General features: G+C 59.0%; 19 protein-coding genes. 6 read left to right on the top strand and 13 right to left on the bottom strand.

Going from position 1 to position 24,155, the window contains the following annotated elements; genetic code table 11:
- Positions 1-46: 46 nt before the first annotated feature.
- Together RDK48_RS01240 and feoB are read right to left on the bottom strand one after the other, a co-directional pair.
- Positions 47-1,231, bottom strand: a complete 1,185-nt coding sequence (locus RDK48_RS01240; protein WP_298993824.1) for a diguanylate cyclase — start codon at positions 1,229-1,231, stop codon at positions 47-49.
- Entirely contained in the window at positions 1,228-3,540 is a 2,313-nt protein-coding gene (gene feoB / locus RDK48_RS01235; protein WP_298993822.1) for a ferrous iron transport protein B, read from the bottom strand. Before feoB ends, RDK48_RS01240 begins: the two co-directional genes overlap by 4 nt.
- Positions 3,541-3,704: 164 nt before the next feature.
- Between feoB and RDK48_RS01230 the strand changes: the two genes are divergently transcribed.
- Entirely contained in the window at positions 3,705-4,133 is a 429-nt protein-coding gene (locus RDK48_RS01230) for a MarR family winged helix-turn-helix transcriptional regulator (protein ID WP_308587767.1), read from the top strand.
- An 85-nt stretch (positions 4,134-4,218) separates the two neighbouring features.
- A complete protein-coding gene (gene fabF, locus RDK48_RS01225; RefSeq protein ID WP_298993818.1) occupies positions 4,219-5,451 on the top strand; it encodes a beta-ketoacyl-ACP synthase II in 1,233 nt (410 codons plus the stop codon).
- A 65-nt stretch (positions 5,452-5,516) separates the two neighbouring features.
- Here the strand turns inward: fabF and RDK48_RS01220 are convergent, their stop codons facing one another.
- The 6 genes from RDK48_RS01220 to RDK48_RS01195 form a co-directional block, all read right to left on the bottom strand.
- Positions 5,517-6,425 (bottom strand): ATP-binding protein, encoded by a 909-nt coding sequence (locus RDK48_RS01220; protein ID WP_298993815.1) that lies wholly within the window; start codon positions 6,423-6,425, stop codon positions 5,517-5,519.
- Positions 6,426-6,515: 90 nt separating this feature from the next.
- The gene (locus RDK48_RS01215; protein WP_298993813.1) at positions 6,516-7,757 is read right to left on the bottom strand and encodes a glycosyltransferase; all 1,242 of its coding nucleotides are present in this window, start codon (positions 7,755-7,757) and stop codon (positions 6,516-6,518) included.
- On the bottom strand, positions 7,757-8,707 hold the full coding sequence (locus RDK48_RS01210) for an aminotransferase class IV (RefSeq protein ID WP_298993811.1): 951 nt from the start codon (positions 8,705-8,707) through the stop codon (positions 7,757-7,759). The genes RDK48_RS01215 and RDK48_RS01210 overlap by 1 nt, the downstream gene beginning before the upstream one ends.
- A gap of 61 nt (positions 8,708-8,768) precedes the next feature.
- Positions 8,769-9,815 (bottom strand): aspartate-semialdehyde dehydrogenase, encoded by a 1,047-nt coding sequence (locus tag RDK48_RS01205; protein WP_308587766.1) that lies wholly within the window; start codon positions 9,813-9,815, stop codon positions 8,769-8,771.
- A gap of 226 nt (positions 9,816-10,041) precedes the next feature.
- Entirely contained in the window at positions 10,042-11,406 is a 1,365-nt protein-coding gene (asnS, locus tag RDK48_RS01200; RefSeq protein WP_298996262.1) for an asparagine--tRNA ligase, read from the bottom strand.
- Between the two features lie 105 nt (positions 11,407-11,511).
- Positions 11,512-11,955, bottom strand: coding sequence for a DMT family transporter (locus tag RDK48_RS01195; RefSeq protein WP_298996260.1), 444 nt, complete (start codon positions 11,953-11,955; stop codon positions 11,512-11,514).
- A 259-nt stretch (positions 11,956-12,214) separates the two neighbouring features.
- Here RDK48_RS01195 and RDK48_RS01190 point away from each other — a divergent pair, with 259 nt between their 5' ends.
- On the top strand, positions 12,215-12,691 hold the full coding sequence (locus RDK48_RS01190; RefSeq protein ID WP_298996258.1) for a hypothetical protein: 477 nt from the start codon (positions 12,215-12,217) through the stop codon (positions 12,689-12,691).
- Between the two features lie 231 nt (positions 12,692-12,922).
- Here RDK48_RS01190 and RDK48_RS01185 read toward each other — a convergent pair whose 3' ends face one another.
- From RDK48_RS01185 to RDK48_RS01170, 4 genes are all read right to left on the bottom strand, one after another.
- Positions 12,923-15,751, bottom strand: coding sequence for a diguanylate cyclase domain-containing protein (locus RDK48_RS01185; RefSeq protein WP_298996256.1), 2,829 nt, complete (start codon positions 15,749-15,751; stop codon positions 12,923-12,925).
- 135 nt (positions 15,752-15,886) lie between these two features.
- Positions 15,887-16,792: a DNA polymerase III subunit delta' gene (locus RDK48_RS01180; RefSeq protein ID WP_298996254.1), complete on the bottom strand. Its 906-nt coding sequence runs from the start codon at positions 16,790-16,792 to the stop codon at positions 15,887-15,889.
- Positions 16,793-16,815: 23 nt separating this feature from the next.
- On the bottom strand, positions 16,816-18,093 hold the full coding sequence (locus RDK48_RS01175) for an adenylosuccinate synthase (RefSeq protein WP_298996281.1): 1,278 nt from the start codon (positions 18,091-18,093) through the stop codon (positions 16,816-16,818).
- 202 nt (positions 18,094-18,295) lie between these two features.
- Positions 18,296-18,661, bottom strand: a complete 366-nt coding sequence (locus RDK48_RS01170) for a hypothetical protein (protein ID WP_298996252.1) — start codon at positions 18,659-18,661, stop codon at positions 18,296-18,298.
- Positions 18,662-19,106: 445 nt separating this feature from the next.
- Between RDK48_RS01170 and RDK48_RS01165 the strand changes: the two genes are divergently transcribed.
- The 3 genes from RDK48_RS01165 (at position 19,107) to RDK48_RS01155 (ending at position 23,493) form a co-directional block, all read left to right on the top strand.
- Positions 19,107-20,384 carry an IMP cyclohydrolase gene (locus RDK48_RS01165; RefSeq protein ID WP_298996250.1) on the top strand — a complete coding sequence of 426 codons (1,278 nt, stop codon included), beginning with the start codon at positions 19,107-19,109 and terminating at the stop codon, positions 20,382-20,384.
- A 263-nt stretch (positions 20,385-20,647) separates the two neighbouring features.
- Entirely contained in the window at positions 20,648-22,282 is a 1,635-nt protein-coding gene (locus RDK48_RS01160) for a cobyrinate a,c-diamide synthase (protein ID WP_298996248.1), read from the top strand.
- 17 nt (positions 22,283-22,299) lie between these two features.
- Positions 22,300-23,493: a glycosyltransferase family 2 protein gene (locus RDK48_RS01155; RefSeq protein WP_298996246.1), complete on the top strand. Its 1,194-nt coding sequence runs from the start codon at positions 22,300-22,302 to the stop codon at positions 23,491-23,493.
- 83 nt (positions 23,494-23,576) lie between these two features.
- Here the strand turns inward: RDK48_RS01155 and RDK48_RS01150 are convergent, their stop codons facing one another.
- The gene (locus tag RDK48_RS01150; protein ID WP_298996244.1) at positions 23,577-24,155 is read right to left on the bottom strand and encodes a nitroreductase family protein; all 579 of its coding nucleotides are present in this window, start codon (positions 24,153-24,155) and stop codon (positions 23,577-23,579) included.

Raw genomic sequence — 24,155 nt, 5'->3', positions numbered from 1 at the left:
TTGAATCCGGGCGGCTTTTTGCATGCCGGGCTACCCTCTTGGATGCTTATGAAGCCTGCCCATAAACGCAGGTGCGGTTGCGGCCTGAGGCCTTGGCGGCATAAAGGGCGGAATCTGTCTGCCGCACCAGCATCTGGCTTTCTTCCTTCTGCTCTTCCACCGGCGTGAGGCTGCTCACTCCCAGGCTGACCGTCACCATATCGCCCACTGGCGAGCTGGGGTGAGGCAACTGTTCCCGCGCCACTTCGGCATGCACACGGGCGGCCACGGCCTGCGCTGTTGCATCGTCCGCACCGGGCAGCAGCAGGGCAAACTCCTCCCCGCCGTAGCGCGCGCAAACATCCGTAGCGCGTGCCGCCCGGCTCATGGCGGCGGCAATGCGGCGCAGGCATTCATCCCCGGCCTGATGCCCCAGACTGTCATTGTAGCGCTTGAAGGTATCCACATCCAGCATGATAAGCGCCAGCGGCGTGCCATGTTGCAGGGCATGAAGCCACAGGGAATGCAGCTTGTCGTCAAAGGCGCGGCGGTTGCCCACGCCGGTGAGTCCGTCCACCAGCGACATTTTTTGAAAATGGTCGTGCTCGGAGGCCAGTTTTTGCGAGCGCACTGTGGCGAGCGACAGATAGGTGCCAAGATTTTCGAGCGCAGCCGATATGTTGCGCAGTTCGGTGATAAAACTGTGTTTGGGGGGCTGGCTGGCGGAACCTGTGCCCAACTGGTTGAGAAAGACCATGATGCTTTGCAGCGGGCGCGCAAGATGCAGGCGCAGCAGGCCGAACAACAGGGCCAGCCCGGTGCCCAGCAGAAGAAAGCCCACGAGCAGGCGGTTTTCAAATTCGTGCGCCAGCGTAGCCGTGCGGCGCAGTTGCAGCAGCATGTCGTCAGTTACTGGCTGTGCAGTTGCCAGTTCCGCTATAGCGGCGGAAAGCTCCGTCAGCGCGGCGCTGGCCTCCGGCTCCGCTGGCTTCGCGGTCAGTGAGGGCAAGGCCGCCAGTGCGGATTCTGCGCCTCGCAGGCGTGCCATGTTGCGGCTGTCGGTCAGTTTGTCGCTCTCGGCCAGCGTCATGAAAAGCCCGTAGGTTCGGGTGCCGGACACGCTGACCTCGCGCGCCATGCTCATAAAATAGAAAAAACTGGCAGTAAAAAGCAGGGCCATCACCGTGAACCCCAAGGCAATATATGCGCGTATGCCCATGCCGGGTGCGCGCCCTGTACGTCTGATCATCATGCGTCCATCCAGAAAAAGCGGTACGTCTGATACACGCCCACGGCCATGCCAAAGGCCAGCAGTGTATTGAAGGCTATGCTAAAGGCCACCCACTTCCAGCTTCCCGACTCCTGCCGGATGACAACCAGAGTGACAAAGCAGGGGGCGTAGAGCATGACAAAAACAAGCAGAGCCAGGGCAGTGCCCTGATTCCACGTTGGGTCGGCGCGCAGCAACTCCGCCAGAGAGGCCGGGTCTTCCGGGTCTTGCTCCCCAAGGGCGTAGGCAGTGCCCAGTGTGGAAATGATGGCCTCCTTGGCTGCAATGCCGCCGATAAGGGCCACATCGGTGCGCCAGCTGAAACCCGCGTAGGATGTTGCGCCTTCAAACCATGTGCCAAGGCTCCCGGCAAGGGTGTGCCGCAGGCGCTCGGCATCCAGTTTCTCCTGCATTTTTGCGAGGGCTTCTTCCTGGCTGGCGCGCGCTTCCGCAGGCAGTTCTTCTCGCTCAAGTCCCGCGCTCAGGCGGGCGATTTCGTTTTCAAAGGGCAGGGCCGTTTGCGGATCAAGGGCCGGAAAGGTCATGGCCGCCCAAATGAGCATGGACAGTGGCACAAGCACCGTGCCCGCCTTTTTGAGGTACATCCAGGTGCGCTCCCAGCAATGGATGCAGATGCCGCGCGCGGTGGGCATGCGGTAGGGCGGCATTTCCATGACCAGGGGAGTCGCTTCGCCGCGCAAGACGGTTTTGCGCAGCAGCAGAGCCACGCAAAAGGCCAGCACCCACGAGAGCATGATGATGGCAAACATCATGTTGGCGGCATTGTGCGGAAAAAACGTGCCCACCAGCAGCAGATACACGGGCAGTTTGGCCCCACAGGCCATGTAGGGCAGGGTGAGCATGGTTGCCAGTTTTTCCTTGGGGCTGCGCATGGTGCGGGTGGCCATGACGCCGGGGATGGCGCAGCCGCCCGCAATGCCGCCGGAAATGATATAGGGCATCACCGATGCCCCGTGCAGGCCGAAAAACTGGAACACGCGGTCGGCAATATAGGCCATGCGCGCCATGTAGCCGCTGTCTTCCACAATGGCGATGAGCGCAAACATGATAAGCACCAGCGGCACAAAACTCAGCACTCCGCCAACGCCCGCGATCACGCCGTCCACCAGCAGGGAGGAGAGCAGGCCTTCTGGCAGTGTGCCCCGCACCGCGCCAGCCAGCGCGCTGAACGCGCCCTCAAGCCAGCCCTGGGGGTAGGAGCCAAGAACAATGGTGATCTGAAACATGGCGTAGAGCACGCCAAGCATAATCAGCGCGCCCCACACCGCGTGGGCCAGTATGCGGTCGAGCCTGTCGGAGAGGCTGAGGCGGTGGCGCTTGCCGGTTTTGACCACGCAGGCGGCGGCAACTCTGCGCACAAAGGCGCTGTGCCCATCTGCTATCAAGCCTTCCGCATCGTGACCAATGCTGCCCAGTTCTTCCTGCACAAAGCGGCAGACCTGGGCCATGTCTGCGGCAAGGTCTGCATCCGCCGCCTGCAAGGCCGCAACGGCTTCCGCATCATTTTGAAGCAGGCTCAGTGCCAGCCAGCGCGGCGCGCAGTGGGCATAGGGCGAGGATGCCATGCCCTGGCTGGCCGCAATGCGTTTTTCCATGGTTTCCAGTATCGGGTCGAGCAGGGGGCCGTAGCTTATGTGCAGGGCAGAACCGTGGCTTTCGGTGGGTGAAGCTGCGGGAATGCAAGGCTGCAGGCTGCTGTTTTCTGCATCAAGGGCAACCTGGCGCGCCGCAGAAAGGGCCTCGCGCAGGCCATTGCCAGAGGTGCCGACAGTGGGCACGGCGACGGCGCCCATGAGCTCCGACAGGCGCAAAAAATCAATGCTGATGCCCGCCGCCCTGGCTTCGTCCATCATGTTGCAGGCAATGACCACAGGCAGGCCCATCTCGCGCAACTGGGCCGTAAGCAGCAGCCCTCGCTCCAGAATGCCCGCGTCCACAACGTTGATGACCGCCTGCACCGCTCCGCCCAGCAGCACGTTGCGCGCCACCACTTCCTCCTGCGAATAGGCGGAAAGCGAATACGCGCCGGGCAGATCCACAAGGATGATCTCCTGCCCTTCGTGACGGATAAAGCCCTCTTTTTTTTCAACAGTCACGCCGCTGTAGTTGCCCACATGCTGGTGTGCGCCTGTGAGGGCATTGAAAACTGTGGTCTTGCCACAGTTGGGATTGCCCGCGATGGCAAGCCGCAGGGAATAGGCCAGACCGCCGATGAGCGTGCGGGCATTGCCGCCGCGCGCCCCGACAGTTGCGGAAAGGGATTCCGGCATGCTGTGCGCTCCTGTCATCGCCGCACCGGAACAGCCGGGGTGGCTCAATTTGAATGGAATTGAAATCTATTTTCAAATTATAGTGAAGTCAAGCGTCTTGCCGGGTATTGACATGCGCCGGGCATCGAATAATATATGTATATACATGAAAATGTGGAGCACCCATGCAACTGCCTTGTCTTTTTCTCCAAATCCGAAAGGCGGATCGGCAACTCAACCAGCTTTACGGCAAGTTTCTGGCGCGCAATGGAATGCGCATGACCCAGTATGGTTTGCTGCGGGCTATTGCTGGTCTGGAGGAGCCTTCGATAACGGAGATTGGCCGGGTTTTGGGCATTGACCAGACAACAGTGACCAGAAATGTGGAAAAGCTGGAAAAAATGGGGCTTGTTGCGAGTGCCCCAGGCCCGACGGATTCCCGCAAAAAGATCATGCAGTTGACGGCCTGTGGTGCAGCCAGCCTCAAAGAAGCTCACCCTCATTGGGAAGAGGCGCAGCAGCTTATGATTTCAGAATTGGGGGACGATGATGTCCAGGAGTTGCTGCGACTGTTGCTCAAGGTTTCCGGGATTGCAGAAAAGGACAGTGCCTAGCGAATGCTGCAATTTTTGCGAGTTTTTGGGCTTTGTGCAGTTATATTCATGTATATACATATAAATTAACAGGCCAGGAGACGCCATGCGTAAAGTAGTTGTAACAGGCTTTGGGGTTATCTCTTCTTCAGGAAACGACCCTGAAACCATGTGGAAGAACATCAGTTCCGGAAAATCCGGCATCAGGTATATGGACGATTCTGCGTTTGATGAATCCCCGGTGAGGATCGCCGGGAAGGTGGACGATTTTTCGGCAGAGACATATTTTTGCGCAAAGGACGCAAGAAAATACGACAAATATATCCAGTTTGCCGTTGTTGCTGCCTTGCAGGCCGTTGAAATGTCTGGTCTGGAAGGCACCGATTGGGATCCGGAACGCGCCGGGGTTTATGTGGGTTCTGGCATCGGCGGCATAGAAACGATCATGAAAAATCATGAAGCATTTCTGGCCAAGGGCGCACGGCGGGTTTCGCCTTTCATGATTCCCATGATGATCGTCAACATGGCTTCGGGCGTGGTTGCTATCAGGACGGGCTTTAAAGGGGCGAACTATGCGCCTGTGTCCGCTTGCGCCACTGCTAACAATGCCATCGGCGAAGCATTTTTGAGCATCGCCCACGGGCAGGCGGATGTGATGCTGGCAGGCGGAAGCGATGCGGGCATTCAACCGTTTTTGCTGGCGGGTTTTTCCAGCATGAAGGCTCTTTCAACCCGCAACGATGTGCCGGAACAGGCCAGCCGTCCTTTTGACAGCGGGCGTGATGGCTTTGTCATGGCTGAGGGCGCTGCTGTGTTGCTGCTGGAGGAAGAGGAACATGCCCGCCGCCGTCAGGCGACAATCCTTGGCGAGGTGGTTGGGTACGGAGCAACGTGCGATGCGGGGCATATCACATCGCCAGACTTTCAGGGCGGAGCACGGGCCATGGAAATCGCCATACGCCAGTCTGGCGCTTCCGTGGCAGAAATTGGCTATATCAATGCCCACGCCACAGGAACAAAAGAAGGCGACCGATCTGAAGCCGCAGCAATCAGGAGCGTTTTTGGCGACAGCCTTAAAACGGTAAAGGTCAGCGCCACTAAGTCCATGACAGGGCATCTGTTTGGGGCGGCTGGCGGCATTGAAGCCATCATTACTCTTGAGGCTTTGCGGCATGGTCTGTTGCCGCCGACAATAAATCTGGATGCACCCGATGGCGAGTGCGATATTCCGCACGTCTGCAACAAGGCCGAGCAGACGTCCACTCGTTATGCGCTTTCCAACTCTTTTGGTTTTGGGGGGCATAACGCTTCGCTCGTCTTCAGGAAATATGAAGAATAGACCGTAGTAAACGCACAAAACGGCCCGGCGACTGCCGGGCCGTTTTGCACAAGGTGATGTTCTTTCTAGCCCTCGTCAAGCAGGGCGGAGCGGATGCGGCACACGCCGCAACGGTCGCCGGAGGATGTGGGATAGCCGCATTCCGTGCAAGGGGCCAACTCCAGGCCTTCCTCCGCCTCACGGCGGGCAAACACGGGCCGCCCGCGCGCGAGAAAACCCTGATAGAAATCCAGCTTGCGGCCAGGCATGGCGGCCTCGAGATTCTGCATCAGACCCTTGAGCGTGGTGAAGCTCGCACCGGGGCTGTATGGGCAGGGGGCGTAGTGGTTTTCTATGCCCATAAGAAAGGCGTAGTTGGCCGTTTCAAATTCCGAAAGCCGCCACAGAGGCTTAACCTTGCGCGAAAAGCCGTGTTCGCTCTCCAGCCGTGGCCCCTGATCTGAAAGATACGAGGTATCCCAGCGCAAGGTGTTGCTGAAAAGACGGGCCACTTCATCGTCCAGGTTATGCCCGGTTGCGAGGGCGTCAAAGCCTTCGTCCAGAGCGACCTTGTTGAAGAAATGGCGCTTGATCTTGCCGCAGGCCGAGCAGATGGGTCGGTGCAGCCTTTCCTTGACCAGCGGAATGGACAGGCCTTCTGCGGCCATTTCCTTGACCATCAGCTTGAGGCCGTGCTTGGCGCAAAAGCGTTCAACCACGCCGCGCGCCGCAGCGGAAGAAACCGGAATATCCAGATCAATGTGCAGACCGGTTACGTTGTATCCCTGACGGGAGAGCTCAAGCATGAGCGCCAGCGAATCCTTGCCGCCAGAAAGGGCCACCAGCACACGCTCATCGCGGGTAAACAGCTTTTGGCCTTCAATGCCGCGTTCCACCTGGCGGGCAAAAAAATCCTTGTAACAGTCGGGGCAAAAGGCGGCGTTGTGGCTGCGCAGAGCCACCACGGCCTCGGCTTTGCAGATTTTACATTTCATACGGTTCCTGTATGTGTTTGCGGTATTGTCCCACGTTCAGGCGGCATGCTGCTGCCACTGGCGCGGGGCGCGCTGATGATAGCTGGCTGTTTATGACTGCACTGGGGCTTGCGGCGGGCTGTTTTTTTCAAGCCAGCCAAGCTGGCTGCACCAGCCTTCGTGCCGGGTGCAGGTTGCAAGGGCAAAGGATTCATGGCTCAGACCGGGGCGCAATGCGTTGCCCGCGTCCACAATACGGCGGCGCTGGCCGGCATCTGTCATGACGTTTATCATGCATTCGGCCAGCGACTGCGGATTGTTTTCTTCAAACATGCAGGCGGCATCGGGGGCGGCGGCCAGCCGCTGCTCATGCAGGGCGCTCTGTCCACAGATGACGGGCGTTTGAGCCGCCAGCCCAGCCCCGAGTGTTTCCGGCAGTTCGTCCGGCGCGGAGCCGGGCGCTATCCATGCATGGCAGGTGCGCAGCAGGTGCGGCAGGCTTTGCTCGTTGAGCAGGCACAGGCGCGACTGCACGCCCAGCGATTCCGCCTCGTCCAGTACTTCCTGAAAGCGGGGTCCACCCCCGGCGGCGCGTACTTCCCATGCGGGCAAATCGCGGCGCTGCCAGATGGCGGCCATGGCCCGGATAACAATATGCGCGCCCGAGCGGGGCGTGAGGGCATCGCCCATGCAAAAAACAAAACGCTGGCCCTCTGCGGGTTCTGCGGGCCATTCAGGCGCAGGCTCAAAGCCCTCAAGGCTCATGCCCGGCGCTGCCAGCGTGAGCGTGTCGCCCGTCAGGGGCAGCGCGCGTTTTTTGGGGCCGCGCCAGGGCGTTTCGCCCTCGGTGATGCCGCTGGCTTTGGCGATGCGGTCGCGCACATAACTGGAGCCGCAGAGTATTTTGTGGGCTGCCAGCATTCCCTTGCCAAAGCAGGCTTCCGGGCGCGGTGCGCGCATCAGAAATGCATGGCTCAAAAGGGTGGAGGACGGGGGACGCATGGTCAGCACCCGGCGGCCAATGGCCATGCCGCTTTCTCCGAAAGTCTGTACCAGCAAATGCTTGTGCTTGCGCTGCCAGAGCCACAGGCGCATGAAATCCATTGGCCCGCCTGCCGTGAGTATGGGCAGGTTCAACGCGGCGGCGCGGCGGTGCAGGCGTGAATTCTTCTGGCACAGCAGCATGGGGGCCAGCCTGCCGCCGTCGCGCATGGCGCAGGCCAGGGCCAGCGCGTGGTCTTCTTCCAGCCGGGCAAGGCGCATGGGTGCGCCCAGTTCTGTCCAGTGGCGTTGCTCTTCGGGTGAGGCGGGGCCGTCAGTGGTCTGTTGCAGGGCAATAAGCAGAACACGCATCAGAGGGGTGCGCCTTTTTTCAGCATATAGTCCAAAAGAACATCCTTGAGCCACAGGGCCACAGGGCCGGGCTTGCCAGCATGCGCGCCATGGCCCACGGGCTTGCCGTCAAAATGTGTGATGCCCACGCAAAGGGTGGAGCTGGTGAACAGCAGCATTTCACTGGCGCTATCTATGGCTGCGCGGGGAATGGGCATCTGCACGACGGGCATGCGCTCTGCGGCGACTTCCATGGCGGCCAGCAGGGTGGTGCCGGGCAGAATACGCCTGATTTCGGGGCAGAGCAGGCGGCCTTGCTCGTCCACAAGGCCCACATTGGCCACGGCGGCCTCGCCCATGATGCCATTTTCGTCAAAGGTCACGGCCACGTCCATGCCCTTCTGGCGGGCTTCCATCGCCATGAACACATTGGGCAGATAATTGGTATTCTTGATGCGGGCCAGATATTCCTGCTTGGGCGGGATGGCGCTGGCAAATGCTGTGAGGCCTTTTTCATAAAAAGCCGCTGTGGGCAGAGCCTTTTTGAGGACCACAATGTACAGGCCAGCCTGCGGGCATTCGGCGGGCGAAATGCCGAATCCGCCAGGGCCGCGGCTCAGAAAAACGCGCAGATCGCCATTGTCCACGCCTGCGGCAAGGGCCACATCAATTATGTGTTGGCGCAGGGCTTCCCAAGTGCAGGGCGGCGTGATGGAAAGGGCCGCAGCGCCGTCCACCAGACGGGCCAGATGCGCATCCAGCCCGAAAATTGTGCGCTGGCGAAAACTGATGCTTTCAAAAAGGCCGTCGCCGCGATGGCAGATATGGTCATCAAGGGGCAGCAGCAGAAGACGCGGGTCAGTGCAGATATGCCCCACCCGGTGGTCATAAAAAGCGAGAACCTGCTCCGCCCCTGGCCGGGGTGCGGAAAGCAGGGCCTTGAGATATGTTTCAGCGTCTACAGCTTGCACCGCAAAGGCCTCCAAAGCGCGCGGACGCGCGGGTCTGCGAAACCCGCGCGCCCGCAGGCAATTACTTCAGGAACACGTTTTTGTCGGTCACGCGCAGCAGGTCGCGCTTGATCAGTTCTTCGCCGATCTGCACGGCGTTGAGGGCTGCGCCTTTGCGCACGTTGTCGGCCACAATCCAGAGGTTCAGGCCGTTTTCAATGGTTTCGTCCTCGCGGATGCGGCCCACGTAGGTTTCATCCTCGCCCACGCAGTAGGAGGGCATGGGGTACATAAGTTCGCGGGGATTATCGACAACGCGCACGCCGGGAGCCTGCGAAAGCATGACGCGGGCATCCTTGGCTGTGAGCTTCTTTTCGGTTTCAATGTTCACCGATTCGGCGTGGCAGTAAAACACCGGCACGCGCACACAGGTGGCCGTAACCTTGACCGAAGGATCTTCAAATATTTTGACGGTTTCATGAACCATCTTCATTTCTTCCTTGGTGTAGTCGTTATCAAGGAAGACATCGATGTGCGGCAGTGCGTTAAAGGCAATGCGGTAGGGATAGGTATTGCATTCCGTCTCGCGGCCATTAAAGAGGTCGCGCACCTGGCGTTCCAGTTCTTCAATACCCTTCTGCCCTGTGCCGGAAACCGCCTGATAGGTGGAAACTACAACGCGCTTGATCTTGGCTGCGTCGTGCAGGGGCTTGAGCACCACCAGCATCTGGATGGTGGAGCAGTTGGGGTTGGCAATGATGCCGTTGTGGCCTTCAAGGGCGTGGGCGTTGACTTCCGGCACCACCAGGGGGCAGCGGTCGTCCATGCGCCATGCAGCGGAATTGTCCACCACCACGCAGCCAGCCTTGGCCGCATGCGGGGCAAATTTTTGCGAAGTGCTGCCGCCGGCGGAAAAAATGGCCAAATCAATGCCCTCAAAGACATCTTCTTTAAGCTCTTGCACGGTCAGCTCTTTGCCGCCATACGGCACCTTGGTGCCCGCAGAACGGGCGGACGCAAAAGCGCGGATTTCGGTGGCGGGAAAGTCCCTTTCGTGCAGGGTCTTGAGCATTTCACGGCCTACGGCGCCTGTGGCGCCTACAACGGCTACAGTCAGCTTCTTGCTCATGGTATTTCGCTCTCCTTGGGCGATGGGCGGCGGCTCGATGCCTCCAAAAAGGTGAGCGCGTACTATACCCGGCAAAAAGGCAAATGTGAAGGGCATGACGGCCCCGCTACGGCGCTGCCTCGGGCTTTTTTGCGCTTTTTGCGGTTGGGCGGTACTGGCGGATTGAAAAAAGCCAGCCCGCTGCTTTCGCAACAGGCTGGCCAAAAGGGAGGCTGCCGGAATCGTTCTAGAATTCCAGATTGCCCGGTGTACGGGGGAAGGCAATGACGTCGCGGATGTTGGTGATACCGGTCAGCAGCATAAGCAAACGCTCGAAGCCAAGGCCGAAACCGGCATGGGGCGCTGTGCCGAAACGGCGCAGATCCATGTACCACCAGTAATCTTCCGGATTCTGGCCGAGCTCCTTGATGCGGGCGGTCAGACGGTCAAGGCGCTCCTCGCGCTGCGAGCCGCCGATGAGTTCGCCGATGCGCGGCACCAGCATGTCCATAGCGGCAACGGTTTTGCCGTCGTCGTTCTGGCGCATGTAGAATGCTTTGATTTCCTTGGGGTAATCATACACAGCCACAGGCTTTTTAAAATGCTCTTCAGCCAGATAGCGTTCGTGCTCGGTTTGAAGGTCTGTGCCGAATGAAACAGGGAAGGCAAATTCCTTGCCGCATTTTTGCAAAATTTCCACGGCTTCCGTGTACGAAACGCGGGCAAAGGGCGCAGCCACCATGCCCTTGAGGCGCTCAATGAGGCCCTTGTCCACAAAGCTGTCAAAGAGTTTGAGGTCGGATTCGCAGTGGGCGAGGGCGTGTTCGATCACATGACGGGTAAGGCTTTCGCCCAGTTCCATGAGGTCTTGCAGGTCGGCAAAGGCCATTTCCGGCTCAATCATCCAGAACTCGGCGGCGTGGCGCGGCGTATTGGAATTTTCGGCGCGGAAGGTGGGGCCGAATGTGTACACGCGCCCAAGACCCATGGCGAGGGCCTCGGCCTCAAGCTGACCGGAAACAGTCAGATTGCACTGCCGGCCAAAAAAATCGGCGGCCACATCCTTGTCGCCGGGTTCAAGGCTGGTGACGCGGAACATTTCGCCCGCGCCCTCGCAGTCCGCCCCGGTGAGCACCGGGGTATGCACCCATGAAAAACGGCGGCTCTGGAAAAACTGATGCACAGCCTGGCCCGCTTCGGAACGGATGCGGAAGGCCGCGCCATATTTGTTGGTGCGGGAACGCAGGTGCGCAATTGTGCGCAAAAATTCATCAGAATGGCGTTTTTTCTGCAAAGGGAAAGTTTCGGGATCAGCCAGGCCGAAAACAGTGACGCTCTGCGCCCTGATTTCCCACAGCTGCCCCTTGCCGGGCGAGGCCACAAGCTCGCCTGTAATGCTGATGGCAGCGCCCGTGGCGGCCTGATCCAGTTGCTCGTGGGCGGGGGTGCCCGCGTCAACAATGCACTGCATGTTGCCGAGGCAGGAGCCGTCGTTGACCTCCACAAAAGAAAATTCCTTGGCATCGCGGCGGGTGCGGATCCAGCCGCAAATGGTGATGGAGGCTTGTGCTTCAGTTGCTGCGAGGGCGTCTATGATAAGGGTTCTTTGCATGGCATGTTCCTTGTGATGCGGCAATTTGCAGATACTGTAGCCCTTAGTGCGGCACAGCTCAAGATGGCGCGCGCAGTGAAAGCCCTGTGCTGGGTTCTGCTTGTGTTAAAACACCCGCACAAGCCACGCGCCCGCAAAAAGCAGGGCAATGCCCGCAAGGCGCAGTGGTGAAACGGGGTGTTCGGGAAAGCCCACAAGGGCATAATGGTCAAGCAGCACAGAGGCCACCAACTGGCCCGACAACATGACGGCAGTCATGGTGGCAGCGCCCAGCCGGGGCGCAAGAAAGATGGTGCAACTCACAAAAATTGCGCCAAGCACGCCGCCTGTCCACATCCACCACGGAACAGCGGAAAGCTGAGAAATGGAAGGCCATGTGTGCCGTGCCGCCAGACTGTACACCCACAGTGCCACCGTGCCCACAGCAAATGAAACAAGCGCGGCCTGCATGGGTTCGCCCAGAAAGCGCCGCAACAAGGTATTTATACCCGCCTGCACCGGGAGGCAGCAACCGGCGCCGAAAGCCAGCAGTAAAAGAATGTGCTTCATAAAAAAATCCTTTGATCGGTGTCATTACCCCGATGGACTTGAGTGCGGCAAAATGGCGGCAGGCAAGGCAAATCGGGTCAGGGCGCGGACTATATACATTTTTGCCAGTTTGCGCATGAAAAAATACCCGCTTCACCTTTTTCTAAAGATTATATAGAATGGATCAAGGTCAAGAATAAATCAGTTTCCTGCGGGCGTTCTGGTGGCCTTGCCCCGGCATTCGCTGACAGCGGGTATATTCTGAAATTGAGGGATAGACATGAAAAATTTTTTTGGCGTTTTTACCCTGATATGCATTCTGGCGCTCACAGGCGCGGCCTTTGCGGCTGCCCCACAGGCAGGCAAACCCGTGCAGGACAAGCCCGAAAAGACCGTTGACCGCGTGACCACGGTCAGTGTGTCGCTGGAAGGCACAGACAGCATTGGCGCGCGCCTCGGCACCAAGCTCAAGGAGCGCTTCAACCAGAGCAGTCTGTTCACCCTCAATGATGATGAAGAAAAAGACATCCCCAAGCTCTACGTCATGGTGAGCACGCAGCCTGAATTTGCCGGTCGCCCCGCTGTGGGTTCTGTGTATTCGGTATGCTGGGTGTTCAAGCAGGGCCGTGGTTACCTTGGCTACCTGCTGGCCCGGGATCTTGGCACGGCGAGCGTGGAAGATGTGGACGGTCTGGTGGACAAACTGGTGGAGCGTACTGACGGTATAGCCGCCAAGTACAGCAGTCTGTGGAAGTAACAAAAGTCCAATGCTTGGCGCTTGCAGCAAAATGTTGACGAGCGTTGAGAATGGTAAATTTTATCGGCTGACCTGACGGCTCGAACCAGAGCCGGGAGTGAATGCCCAATCGAACAAACTTCCTTCCAACCCCGCGCGCGCCGAAATTTGTGGCGCAAATAAAAAGGCTTCCCACGTGGCGGGAAGCCTTTTTATTTATAAAAGTCCATTGCAGGGATTGTGTCCCGTGCCTTAGCTGAGTTGTTTGGCTGTATCCGTTTCGTCTGTCCAGGCTTCAGGGGTTTCATCATAAAAGCGGTAGCAGTTCTTGCCAGCCTGTTTTGCCAGATACTGCGCATTGTCCGCGCGGTGCAAGGCCACATCGTAAGACGCCTCGGTGCCGTCAAAGAGATAGATGCCTATGCTGGTGGTGATCTCTACACTCTGTCCATCATGCTCAATAAATTTGTGAAGTTCTAAAAGCAGGGCCTCGGCCCGCTCCTTGAGTGCCGCGCGCGTGATGTCCCTGACAAAAACGCAGAATTCATCGCCGCCGAAACGGCCCACAGCATCAGCGTTGCGAAAGATGCGTTTGAGGGCATCGCTGGCTTCGAGCAGGGCGGCATCGCCTCTGACATGCCCAAAGGTGTCGTTGATCAGCTTGAAATTATCCAGGTCAAGGAACAGGAGCGCATCAGTTCTATCCTGCTGCGGTTTTGCAGGCATGGCTGCGCAGATTTTGTCGCGGAAGGCGGTCTTGTTCAGCAGATCAGTCAAACTGTCGCGCTGGGTGCGGCGCTCAAGCTCGGCACGGCGTCTCACTTCTTCATCAATATCAACAATTTTTCCTACAAGGCGCAAGGGGGCGTCTTGCTTGCTGATACGTGTGGCCTGCACTCGGCACCAGATGTAGCGCCCCTCGGCTGTGGGGATGCGCATGACTGCAAAAGCAGTCGGGTTGCCGCTGCGGATGCGCCGCCGCAGTTCGTTGAGGGCGGGCAGGTCTTCAGGATGGATGATATGCCTGTTGTTCGGTCGGCCGGTTTCGTTAAAGAGGGGCGTGGCCTCCCTGCCGAACTTCAGCAAAAAGTTGGGCGAACAGCGGAACTGGCGTTTTTCTGTATCCACATCGAAAAAAATGTCCTGCGATTGCTCAAGTAGAATCCGGTAGCGCTCCTTTTCCTGCTCAAGCTCTTCCTGCATGCGTTTTTGCTCGGTGATGTCCACCACCACGCAATCAATGGAGCGGTGAGCATTCTCATCACCGGAAAATGTACCGCGCAACAACAGGGGCAGCCATTGGCCATCCTTGTGGCGCAGCCTCAGTTCCATGGTGTTTGTCACAGGGCCGTTTTTTTTGTCTGCCAGCATGTCCAGCAGCTTTTTTGCATCGTCCGCATGCAGCAGATCAATAAACGCGGTAGTCTGCGGTTTGTCGGCCTCGTAGCCGAGCAACTGCCAGAATCCGTTGTTGGCATCAAGAATCTGCAAAGGAAGCTGTGTAGATATGCTGATGACTCCGCCGTTGATGTTGTCGGCTATGTGGGCAAGGCGCTGCTCGCTGGCCATCTGGTTTGACAGGGTTTTGCGGCGAAGGTGCAGGGCGTAGGCAACAAGAGCCGAAACAAAGAGCATCAGCTCGGCTACAACCATCAGCAGCGAGCGGTTTTCATACACAATATCCGCCAATGTCGGCGAAGTAGCTGCCGCTGCTATATTGCTGGAAATGATCTGGGTTCGGCTCTTTTCATCAATGGTCAGCAGAAGGTTGTTCAAAATGCCCAGCAACATATCGGGCAGCCCCGGCCTGATGGTCAGGCGCGCTTCTTCAATATCGCTGTAGCTGGTGACAGGATTGAACTCGCTGAAACGCGGGGAGCTCGTAAGGTTATTGAGAACCATGGAATTGCCCAGAACCGCGTTGGCTTCGCGTCGGCCAGTGGCAGTCAGGCATGCTTCCTCATCAGAAAAAAGCTTAATTACCGCATTGGGAAACGTGCGGGAGGCGTACTCTGCCGCATTATAGATGCTTGTCGGTACAGCCAGTGTAAATAACGTCTCTTGTTCCAGTTTTACGTCAGGCTTGGCGTATAGATACAGGCTGCTGCGCGTCAGCGGCGCGGTCAGGCGAAAATTCTTGTGGGATTGAAGAGCTGAAGAGGGAAACGAACCAAAGGCCATATCCAGCTTGTTCTGGGTATAGGCCTCTGTAAAATTTGCGGGGTGTGCAGTATAGGGCTCAAAAGTAACCTGCAAACCGCTGCGCGCTGCTGCATCCCGGAGGATGTCCGGGAGGATGCCACGTGCGTTCCCGGTCACAGGGTCCTGCCACGAATGGGGCTTGCGGTCAGGATCATAGCCCACGCGCAGGGGCGGCTGCTGGGCAATGTAAGTCAGTTCCGCCCGTGAAAGCGGCGTCTGAAACATGCGCGGAAGATACATGCGCCCCAGGCGATACTCCAGATCGGGTTGCTCCATCTTGAGCTGCACCACGGCCTGCTCAAGTTCCTGCATAAGTTTTGGGTTTTTAAGTGAACCTATGTAAAAAAAAGGCGTGAGCTTGCACTTTGCCAGAATTTTTTCGTCATTTCGTAACGAGAGTACGGTTTCCAGAATGGCGTCCACCTGACCGGAATGCATGGCTTCCCGCAGCTCTTCCCTGCCGGGGTACTCCACAATGGTGGGCATTGTGCCACCGCGCTGCCTGATGAAGTCAGCAAAATCCTTAAGCCAGATGGGGTTGCCCATGCTCCCCACGCGTAATTGCGCGAGGCTTTCCAGATCATCGTAAATAACCGGTGAATCATTGGGGGCCAGAATGGCCGTATAGGAAGTGCCGCCGGGGTATGCGCAGTAGAGATACTGGCGGGCGCGTTCAGCCGAATACCGGGCGGGCGCGCAGATGTCGACCTCGCCTTTATCCAGCGCGGCTAGGCAGGCGGCCCAGTCTTTTTCAACAACGTAAACTATGTTCCATCCCGTATAGCGGGTGAGCTGGGTCAGATAGTCGGGAATGTACCCCACAACCTGCCCATCTTCTACGCGGTTGAACTGCGAAATGGGGGGGAGCGCCACACGCACGGTGCGCTGCTGATCAGCTAAAGCTGGATGGACAGTGATCTGCAGCGGGCACAATAAGGCAAAGCAGAACAGGAGCGTAAGAAGGAAAAAATGCCTGTTGCCCATATGCGTAAACCCAGTGACGCAAAACGCCTGTTACGATTGACCCGCCATACGCCGCAAGGCAAAAAGTCGTGCCGCCAGCGCCTCAAGGATCCTGGCCGGAGTAACTCCGTAGTTCAGGGCATCCTGGGCTTCGGCAAACCATTGGCAGGCTACCGCGCGGGCCTTGCCGCGCAGTCCCTCCAAGGCCGCGTCCAGCGGGCGCGCCGGGTCTTGCCTGTCTGAAAGTATCCTGCTCATGGCCTTTTGGCAGCACAGCAGTAAACGGGTTGCGCCTGCTGCGTCGATGGCTCCCTTGGCAGCAACACGGTCAAAAAAACCTTGCCCCTGAACAAGAAATTGCGCAAGGGCGTCTTCCCAGGGGCGCATGTCTTCATCATCTGCGCGGCTGTCAGGCCACGGCAAAGTGAGACAGAATGAGCGGGAAACCAGGGTAGGCAAGAGCTGTTCGCGCTGGGGTGCAAGCAGAATGAAGACAGTGGTGCTCGAGGGTTCTTCCAGGGCCTTGAGTAGGGCGTTGGAAGCTTCGTCGCGGGTGAGGCTGAGCCCCATGAGTATAACAACCCTGCGCCCCTGTCCGTGCGGAGCATCCCGCAGGCGAACCTTGAGTTCGCGCACGCGTTCCATGTTGAACGCACGGACAGGGCCAGGGGTTTCTTCATCTTCACGGTTGCTTATGCGACCATCATACGCTGCCAGATCCAGATGCTCGCCAGCGGCAATCTGCATGCACACGGGGCAGGTCAGGCAGGGAGCGCCCGATGTTTCCGCCTGCGGGCAGTTGACGCGGGCGGCCCAGTAACGTGCCGTATCAAGGCGCTGGGCCTCGCTGCCGCCCTCAAGCAGCAATACCTGCGGCGGAGTCGCACCCAGATTGTCGAGTACGCTCTTCAGCCGGTCAAAGGCGGCATCAGCTATGGCGGGCAGCAGGGTATTCATGACCTGTAAGGCCGCTCCGCCTCCTAGCGCACGATGGTCTGGCGGCGGTCAGCGCCCACCGAAACCAGCGAAACCTTGACGCCCGTCAGCTCTTCAATGCGGGCGATATAGGCGCGCACAGTGGCGGGCAGCTCTTCATAGCTGGCGCACTGGGTGATGTCTTCTTCAAAGCCGGGCATTTCTTCGTAGATGGGCGTTACGCCGCCAAGGGAGCATTCTTCCTGCGGCAGGTAGCTCAGGCGTTTGCCCTTGTACTCGTAGGCAACGCAGATTTTCAGCACCGGCAGGTTCTGCAACACGTCAAGCTTGGTCAGGGCAATGTCCGTAAGCCCGTTCAGGCGAACGCTTTCGCGCAGCACCACGGCATCCAGCCAGCCGCAACGGCGGGGACGGCCCGTGGTGGCGCCGAATTCATGACCCTGCGTGCGCAGGTAGCTGCCGGTGTCGTCCAGCAGTTCAGTGGGGAAGGGACCGGAACCCACGCGCGTGGTGTAGGCTTTGACGATGCCCACAATGCGGTTCAGGGCCGAGGGCGCAATGCCGCAGCCAGCCGATGCATTGCCCGCCACCGTATTGGACGAGGTCACAAAGGGGTATGTGCCGTGGTCGATATCAAGGTGGATGCCCTGAGCACCTTCAAAAAGGATATCGCCGCCTTCGGCCTGCACTTCCTGCATGCGTTCTTCCACCTCGGTGAGGTAGGGAACAAGGCGGGGCGCAAGAGCCAGCAGCTCTTCACTCACGGTATTTGCATCGAGAGGTTCAAATTTGTAGAGGTCGCGCAGCAGAACGTTTTTTTCCTGCAGGGCGTGGGCCACCTTGGCGCGAACAAGATCAGGGTCGGTCAGGTCGCCTGCGCGCAGGCCCACCCGGGCGGCCTTGTCTTCGTAGCAGGGACCGATGCCGCGGCCAGTGGTGCCGATCTTGTGTCCGGCGCGCTTGGCTTCACGGGCCTGATCCAGGCTTTTGTGGTACGGCATGATCAGATGGGTCTTTTTGCTGATGCCAAGACGCGCGGGTGAAACGTCAATGCCCCTGGCGGCAAGGTGATCCACTTCTTCCAGGAACACATGCGGGTCGAGCACAACGCCGTTGCCGATGAGGCAAATTTTGTTTTCGTGCAGTATGCCGGAAGGGATAAGGTGAAGAATGGTTTCTTCGCCCTGCACCTTGATGGTGTGCCCTGCGTTGTTGCCGCCCTGAAAGCGGACGATAACGCGGCTCTGGGCGCTCAGCATATCAACAATCTTGCCCTTGCCCTCGTCGCCCCACTGAGCGCCGATGATGACCGTATTCGCCATGGTGTTACCTGCCTGCAATGCCGCCGCGCAACGGCGGGTGATGTAAGGCGCGTTCATACGCCGGACGCAACAGATCGACCGAAGGGAATCTACCCTACGGCCCCACTGCCGCTAAAGCGGGACGCAAAGCCTTTGATGATACGTATCCCGTATGCAACTGCAAGTCAAATGACCATCCAGAGCCATCCAACCTGCATGCGCGTCAACTTTCGGGCTTGGGGTCAGTCTGTTCCTTTTCGCTCGATCTGGAGGGCTTAAATTCAAGCACCCTGCACTTGCTGGCCGCCGGGGCGGCCTCCGGGCCCTCAAGCTCAAATTCCGGCATGGGATTGACCGCGCCTTCAGGCACCTTGCCAAGCGGCTGCGCCTGCCTGGCCCAATGATAGTTAAAAAGCTGGTTTTTCCAGCGTTTGGCCTGAATCAGCGAAAATACGAGCGTAGCTTCCTCCCACCGCTTGGTGGGTTCAAAGCGGCTGGCCGTCGTGGCATACTTGCTCCACAACGACATAAGCGAGGCTTCGTCAATGGCGTCCAATTGCTGGGCCAGCCTGACAAGCAGCTTTTCCATATTACCTCCCATGTAACGAGGTACTGTAGTGTGCACATGGAATTTCGTCAACGCGGGCGAAGGCCGGGCAGGTTTGCCGTCAGGCGGCGTCAGGCTGCGACTGCTGCGGGTCGAGTACCATAAGAGTACACTCCCCTTACCATCCGTGCGCCTTCCTTGCCTGACAACAAACGTGCTCCGGCCCAGTCATTGTAATCCGGGCAGGTTTGCCGCCAAGCTGCTGGTCAGGCGGCGTCAGGCTGCGGCTGCTGCGGGTCGAGTGTCATAAGGGCGTATTCTCGGTGGTGCGCAATTTTTATCTGGCGTGGCGTCTAACCATTGGGCTTTGCAAGTAGCAACCTCCAGGCCGCCCCAACCGCCGCCAGCAGCGAATCGGGGCTGGTTGTCCGGCATGTTTTATGGTATGCGAATGCCTCACTTGATCGGCGAACATCTGGAGGCAAGCATGTCGGATCTCAAGTCCATGTACAGCACCGTCCACAAGGACGCTTTCCCTGACACCATGACCATCATTCTGGGCGATGAAAAACTCGTCTACCAAAAGCGCACCTGGACGCTGGACAACGAGGAGAAGGGCCTGCGCTACGGCGAAAATCCCGACCAGCCCGCAGCCCTCTACGCTCTTAAGGAAGGCACCATTACGTGTGGCGGTCTGAACTGGCGCGGCCCCGGCAATGGCATTGTTTCCGCGCTTACCGAAAGCCAGATGATTCAGGCAGGCAAGCACCCCGGCAAGACCAACCTCACGGACGTGGACAACGGGGCCAATATTTTGCAGTACCTCACCGAACGCCCCGCGGCGGTGATTCTGAAGCACAACAATCCCAGCGGCGCGGCCTGGAGCAATGACGGCATTGCTGCGGCCCTTGAAAAGGCCTTCTGGTGCGACCGCATCGCCGCCTTTGGCGGGGCCGTGGTTGTTAACCGTCCCTTTACCCGTGAAGCTGCGGAAATTGTCGCCGCCAACTATTTTGAAGTGGTTGCCGCTCCCGCCTTTGAAGAAGGCGTCGTGGAGATACTCAAGGGACGCAAGAATCTGCGCATCATGGAACTGCCCGGCCTTGGGCGGCTTGAAGAACTGACCGGCTCGGCGTTTCTGGATATCAAGAGCCTGGCTGACGGCGGCATCATTGTGCAGAAGTCCTTTGTGAACCGCATTCTTGAAGCCAAGGACTTTTTGCCCGCCACCGCCACCACCAAGGAAGGCGTTTCTGTGGCCGCCCGCGCTCCCAGCAAGCAGGAACTGGACGACCTGCGCTTTGCCTGGGCAGTGGAAGCCGGGGTTACGTCCAATTCCGTCATTTTTGTGCGCGATGGTGCCACACTTGCCATCGGCACGGGCGAACAGGATCGCGTGGGCTGCGTGGAACTCGCCATCCACAAGGCGCATACCAAGTATGCAGACACGCTTGCCTTCCGCGAACTCGGCCTGTCGCTCTATGAACTCAAGGAAAAAGCCACCACCGATGCGGCTATGGCCGCCAAGCTTGCGGATATTGAAAGCCGCACCGAAGCCTCCCACGGCGGGTTGGCCGGGTCTGCGCTTGTTTCGGACGGGTTCTTCCCCTTCCGTGACGGGGTGGACGTGGCGGTGGCCCAGGGCGTTGCGGCCATTGCCCAGCCCGGCGGCTCCATGCGCGATGCCGAAGTGATCATGGCCTGCAACGAGGCCAAGCCGCAGGTTGCCATGGTGTTTACGGGGCAGCGTTCCTTCAAACACTAGGGCAGCGCGCAGTCAGTGCTCGAAACTGCACTGTGATAAATGGCTTTTGTGCCTGGCGCTGTCAGGTGTGCGGCCCGGCCTGGTCAGCGTGGATTTTCGCGTTCCGGCCGGGCCGCAAGCCTTTGATACCAAAAACTGCGCCATATCTGTGCAAACTGATGGACGCAATACCTTGAGAGCACTGCTCCACAGGGCCCCGCATGCAGGACTCCTTGCCACAATCCGACCTCTCTCAAGCCACCTGCGGTTTAGCGGCGGCATCCATGCCCCGGCTGTGCGTATCGGCTCTTTCTGGCGGCGGCGGCAAAACATTGCTCTCTCTGGGGCTCACGCGCGCGCTTGCCGCGCAGGGGCATACGGTCAAGCCCTTCAAAAAAGGGCCGGACTACATTGACGCCGCGTGGCTGACCATGGCCGCCGGAAGGCCCGCCACCAATCTTGATCCCTACATGCTCCAGCCGGAACGCCTCAAGGCTCTGTTTGCGCACGCCATGCGCAAAACACAGGCGCAAAGCGGCGCAACAGAAGTGCTTGGCATGATTGAAGGCAACCGGGGGCTTTTTGACGGCATGGACGTGGCTGGCTCATGCTCCACAGCGGAGCTGGCGCGTATGCTTGGCTGCCCCATCATCCTTAGCATCAACTGCACAAAGATGACGCGCACGGCAGCGGCACTGGTGCATGGCATGACAACCTTTGAGCCGGGGCTGCAGTTTGCGGGCGTGGTGCTCAATCAGGTGGGCACGGCGCGGCACGAGGCCCTGCTGCGCAAGGTTATTGAGGAATATACGGATGTGGCAGTGCTTGGGGCCTTGCCGCGTCTGAAAGATAACCCGCTGCCCGAGCGCCACATGGGCATTGCCTCCTGCGGCGATGAACTTTCACCCGAGGCCCGAGCCGTGCTCGACAAGCTTGGCAGCTTTGTGGCCGAACACCTCAATCTTGACGCCGTGATGGCTGCGGCTCGTGCGGCCGCCATTGCCGATCCCTGGCCTGAGCACGCAGAGCCGTTTTGGACTGCCAATGGAACGACAGAAGCGGTAGAGGGTGCGGCGGCGGAATGTTTCAGTTCTGTGGAAGCGCCGCTACCGGACACCCCAGCTTCGGCTGAAAATTCGGGCGGCAGGTTGCCCGATGTACAGGCCTCCATGCCAGTCCGCCGTCCTCGCATAGCCTATGTGCGCGACAGCGCCCTGTGGTTTTATTATGAAGAAAATCTTGAAGCCCTGGAGCGCGCTGGTGCGGAACTGGTGCGGCTTGAGATTGTGGGGCCGCATTCCGGCGTCTGGCCCGTACTGCGCGGCGAAAAACTGCAGCATGACGAGGCTGGAGCAATAGACGGCCTCTACCTGGGCGGGGGCTTCCCCGAAGACTGCGCTGCGGACCTCAGCGCTTCGCCCCACCTGCGTACCCTGGCCGCATGGGCTGGGGCTGGCCTGCCCATCTATGCAGAATGTGGTGGTTTTATGTTGCTGGCGCAAGGCATAGAACGCGAGGGCGTGCTTTGGCCCATGAGCAATATCTTCCCCGTTGTTGCCCAGTTTTGCGGCAAACCACAGGGCCTCGGCTACGTGCACGGAACAGTGGTGGAGGAAAATCCATTTTTCCCCAAAGGGCTGGAAATTCTGGGGCACGAATTTCATTATTCGCGCTGCTGCTGGCAGGGCGCTGCGCCCCGGCACGGCCTGCGCCTGCGCAAAGGGCAAGGCATGGGACGTGAGGCAGAGCCGGACGGGCAGAAAAAAGGCGAAACTGCCAAGCTGACCAGCGCGCCCGCTTTGGACGGGCTGTTGCGGCAGAATGTCTGGGCTTCGTACACGCATATTTTTGCCCCGGCAGTCCCCTGTTGGGCCCCCAATTTCGTGGCGGCTGCCGCCCGTTTTGCTCAGGGGCGCTGATGCCCGGAGGTGCTGAAATGTCGGAAGCAAGTCGTGTTTCTGTGGTCATTCCTGTCTGGAACCTCTGGGATATGACAGAGCCTTGCCTGCGTTCGCTGGCCGAGCATTCCGCTGGAGAGAACATGGAAGTGGTGGTTGTGGACAACCACTCCACAGACGCCACGGCTTCTGAACTTGAACCCTTGGGCGAGGCTCTGTTCGGCACGGCATTCAAGACCGTGCGCATGGCTGAAAATGTGGGTTTCGCCAGAGGCTGCAATGCCGGGGCTCAGGCGGCGGGCGGTGATCTGCTGTTTTTTCTCAACAACGACACCACGCTTACCCCTGACTGGCTGTCGCCTTTGCGAGCGGTCATGGCTGATCCCCGGATTGGCGCGGCTGGGCCGTTGTTGCTGTATCCTGACGGCACCGTGCAGCACTGCGGCATCTACGTGAATCCCTTCAATGCGGTGGGGCACCTCTACGAGCACCTGCCCGGCAGCTTTGCCGCAGCCCGCAAACCCCATCCCCTGCAGGCCATCACCGGCGCGGCCATAATGCTGCGCAAAACGCAGTTTGAATCCTGCGGCGGCTTCCATGAAGGGTTTCGCAACGGATTTGAGGACATTGACCTGTGTTTTGCCCTGCGCGCGCAGGGACTAAAACTGCGTGTGGAGAGCCGCAGCATCATTTACCATCATACAAGCCGGACGCCGGGCCGCTTTGCCCATGACAGGGAAAATTGCACCCTGCTCATGCAGCGTAAAGGCGGGGCAGTGCGCCCTGATGAACACGTGCTGGCAAAACTGGACGGATACGACCTGCGTATTGGTGAAAATCTCGATACCTGGATGGTGTTGCCCGAGGAACAGCAGCAGCGCATCAGCGCGGAGTTCTGCGGCAAGCCCTTTAACAGCGAAGCCTGCAAGGCTTTGTTGCGTGTCGAACCTCTTTGGCTTGAGGGCTGGCTCTTGCTTGCACGGCATCAAGAGCAGGCGGGCGACCTTGTTGCCGCAACAGGCACGCTTATGGAATGTCTGCGGCTCATGCCCGACCCAAGGGTGTGCAAAGCGTTGTCGCAGCTTGATCCCCAGGCCGTATTCGAGGGCGGCATGTGCGACCCGGCAGCGGCAAAGGCCCGTGTGCAGCAGGCGCGCCGTGCGGCTTATGCCAACGGCGATACAGCTCTTGCCCAGTTGCTCGGCCAGTGGCTTGTGGAGCACGCTGGCTGAACAGGGAACGCTCCGAAAATTAAAAAAATCGCGGCAGAGGCAAGCTCAGCCGCGATTTTTGTCTTCAACTCAGGCAATAATGCCTAGAATCGTGCAACGATCAGGTCTTCAAGACTCCGCTTCGGCACATAATGGACGCCTTCGGCATCGCGCCAGTAGGCAGTTGCGCCGCCCTCGGGCATGGGGGCCACTACGCGCTTTTCCTTGGCAACGCCAAGGCCCAGCACCAGAGCGATTTTCATGTCTTCCGGCACGTTCAGCAGGGAGGGAGCGGCCTGATGGTCAAAAGACTGGATCATGCAGCAGCCCCAGTTTCGGCTGGTGGCGGCAAGCTGGATGGTCTGGGCCGCGATGCCCACATCCATGCAGGTCAGTTCCTTGCCGGTCTTGGGCATAAGAATGGCCACAAAAGCTGTGGGGCGATCACCGGAGTGAGGGCCGCCCCAGTCTTTCAGCGCGCCCGCCCAGCGGGTGAGAGCGAACAGCTTCTGGCAGGTTTCGCCGTTGCTCACAAGCATGAAGCGCAGTTCCTGTCCGTTTTTGGCGGAGGGGGCGAGGCGTGCGCAGTCCACAAGCCATTCCAGGTCGGCCATGCCAAGCGGCTGGTCTTCATAAAAGCGGCGGCAGGTGCGGGCCGCTTCCGCGAGCGCTTTAAAATCCAT

Origin of the sequence: uncultured Desulfovibrio sp. (assembly GCF_902477725.1) — a bacterium.
Taxonomy (GTDB): Bacteria; Desulfobacterota; Desulfovibrionia; order Desulfovibrionales; family Desulfovibrionaceae; genus Desulfovibrio.
Note: the sequence above shows the minus strand (reverse complement) of the source record. Positions and strands in the feature narration are given on the sequence as shown.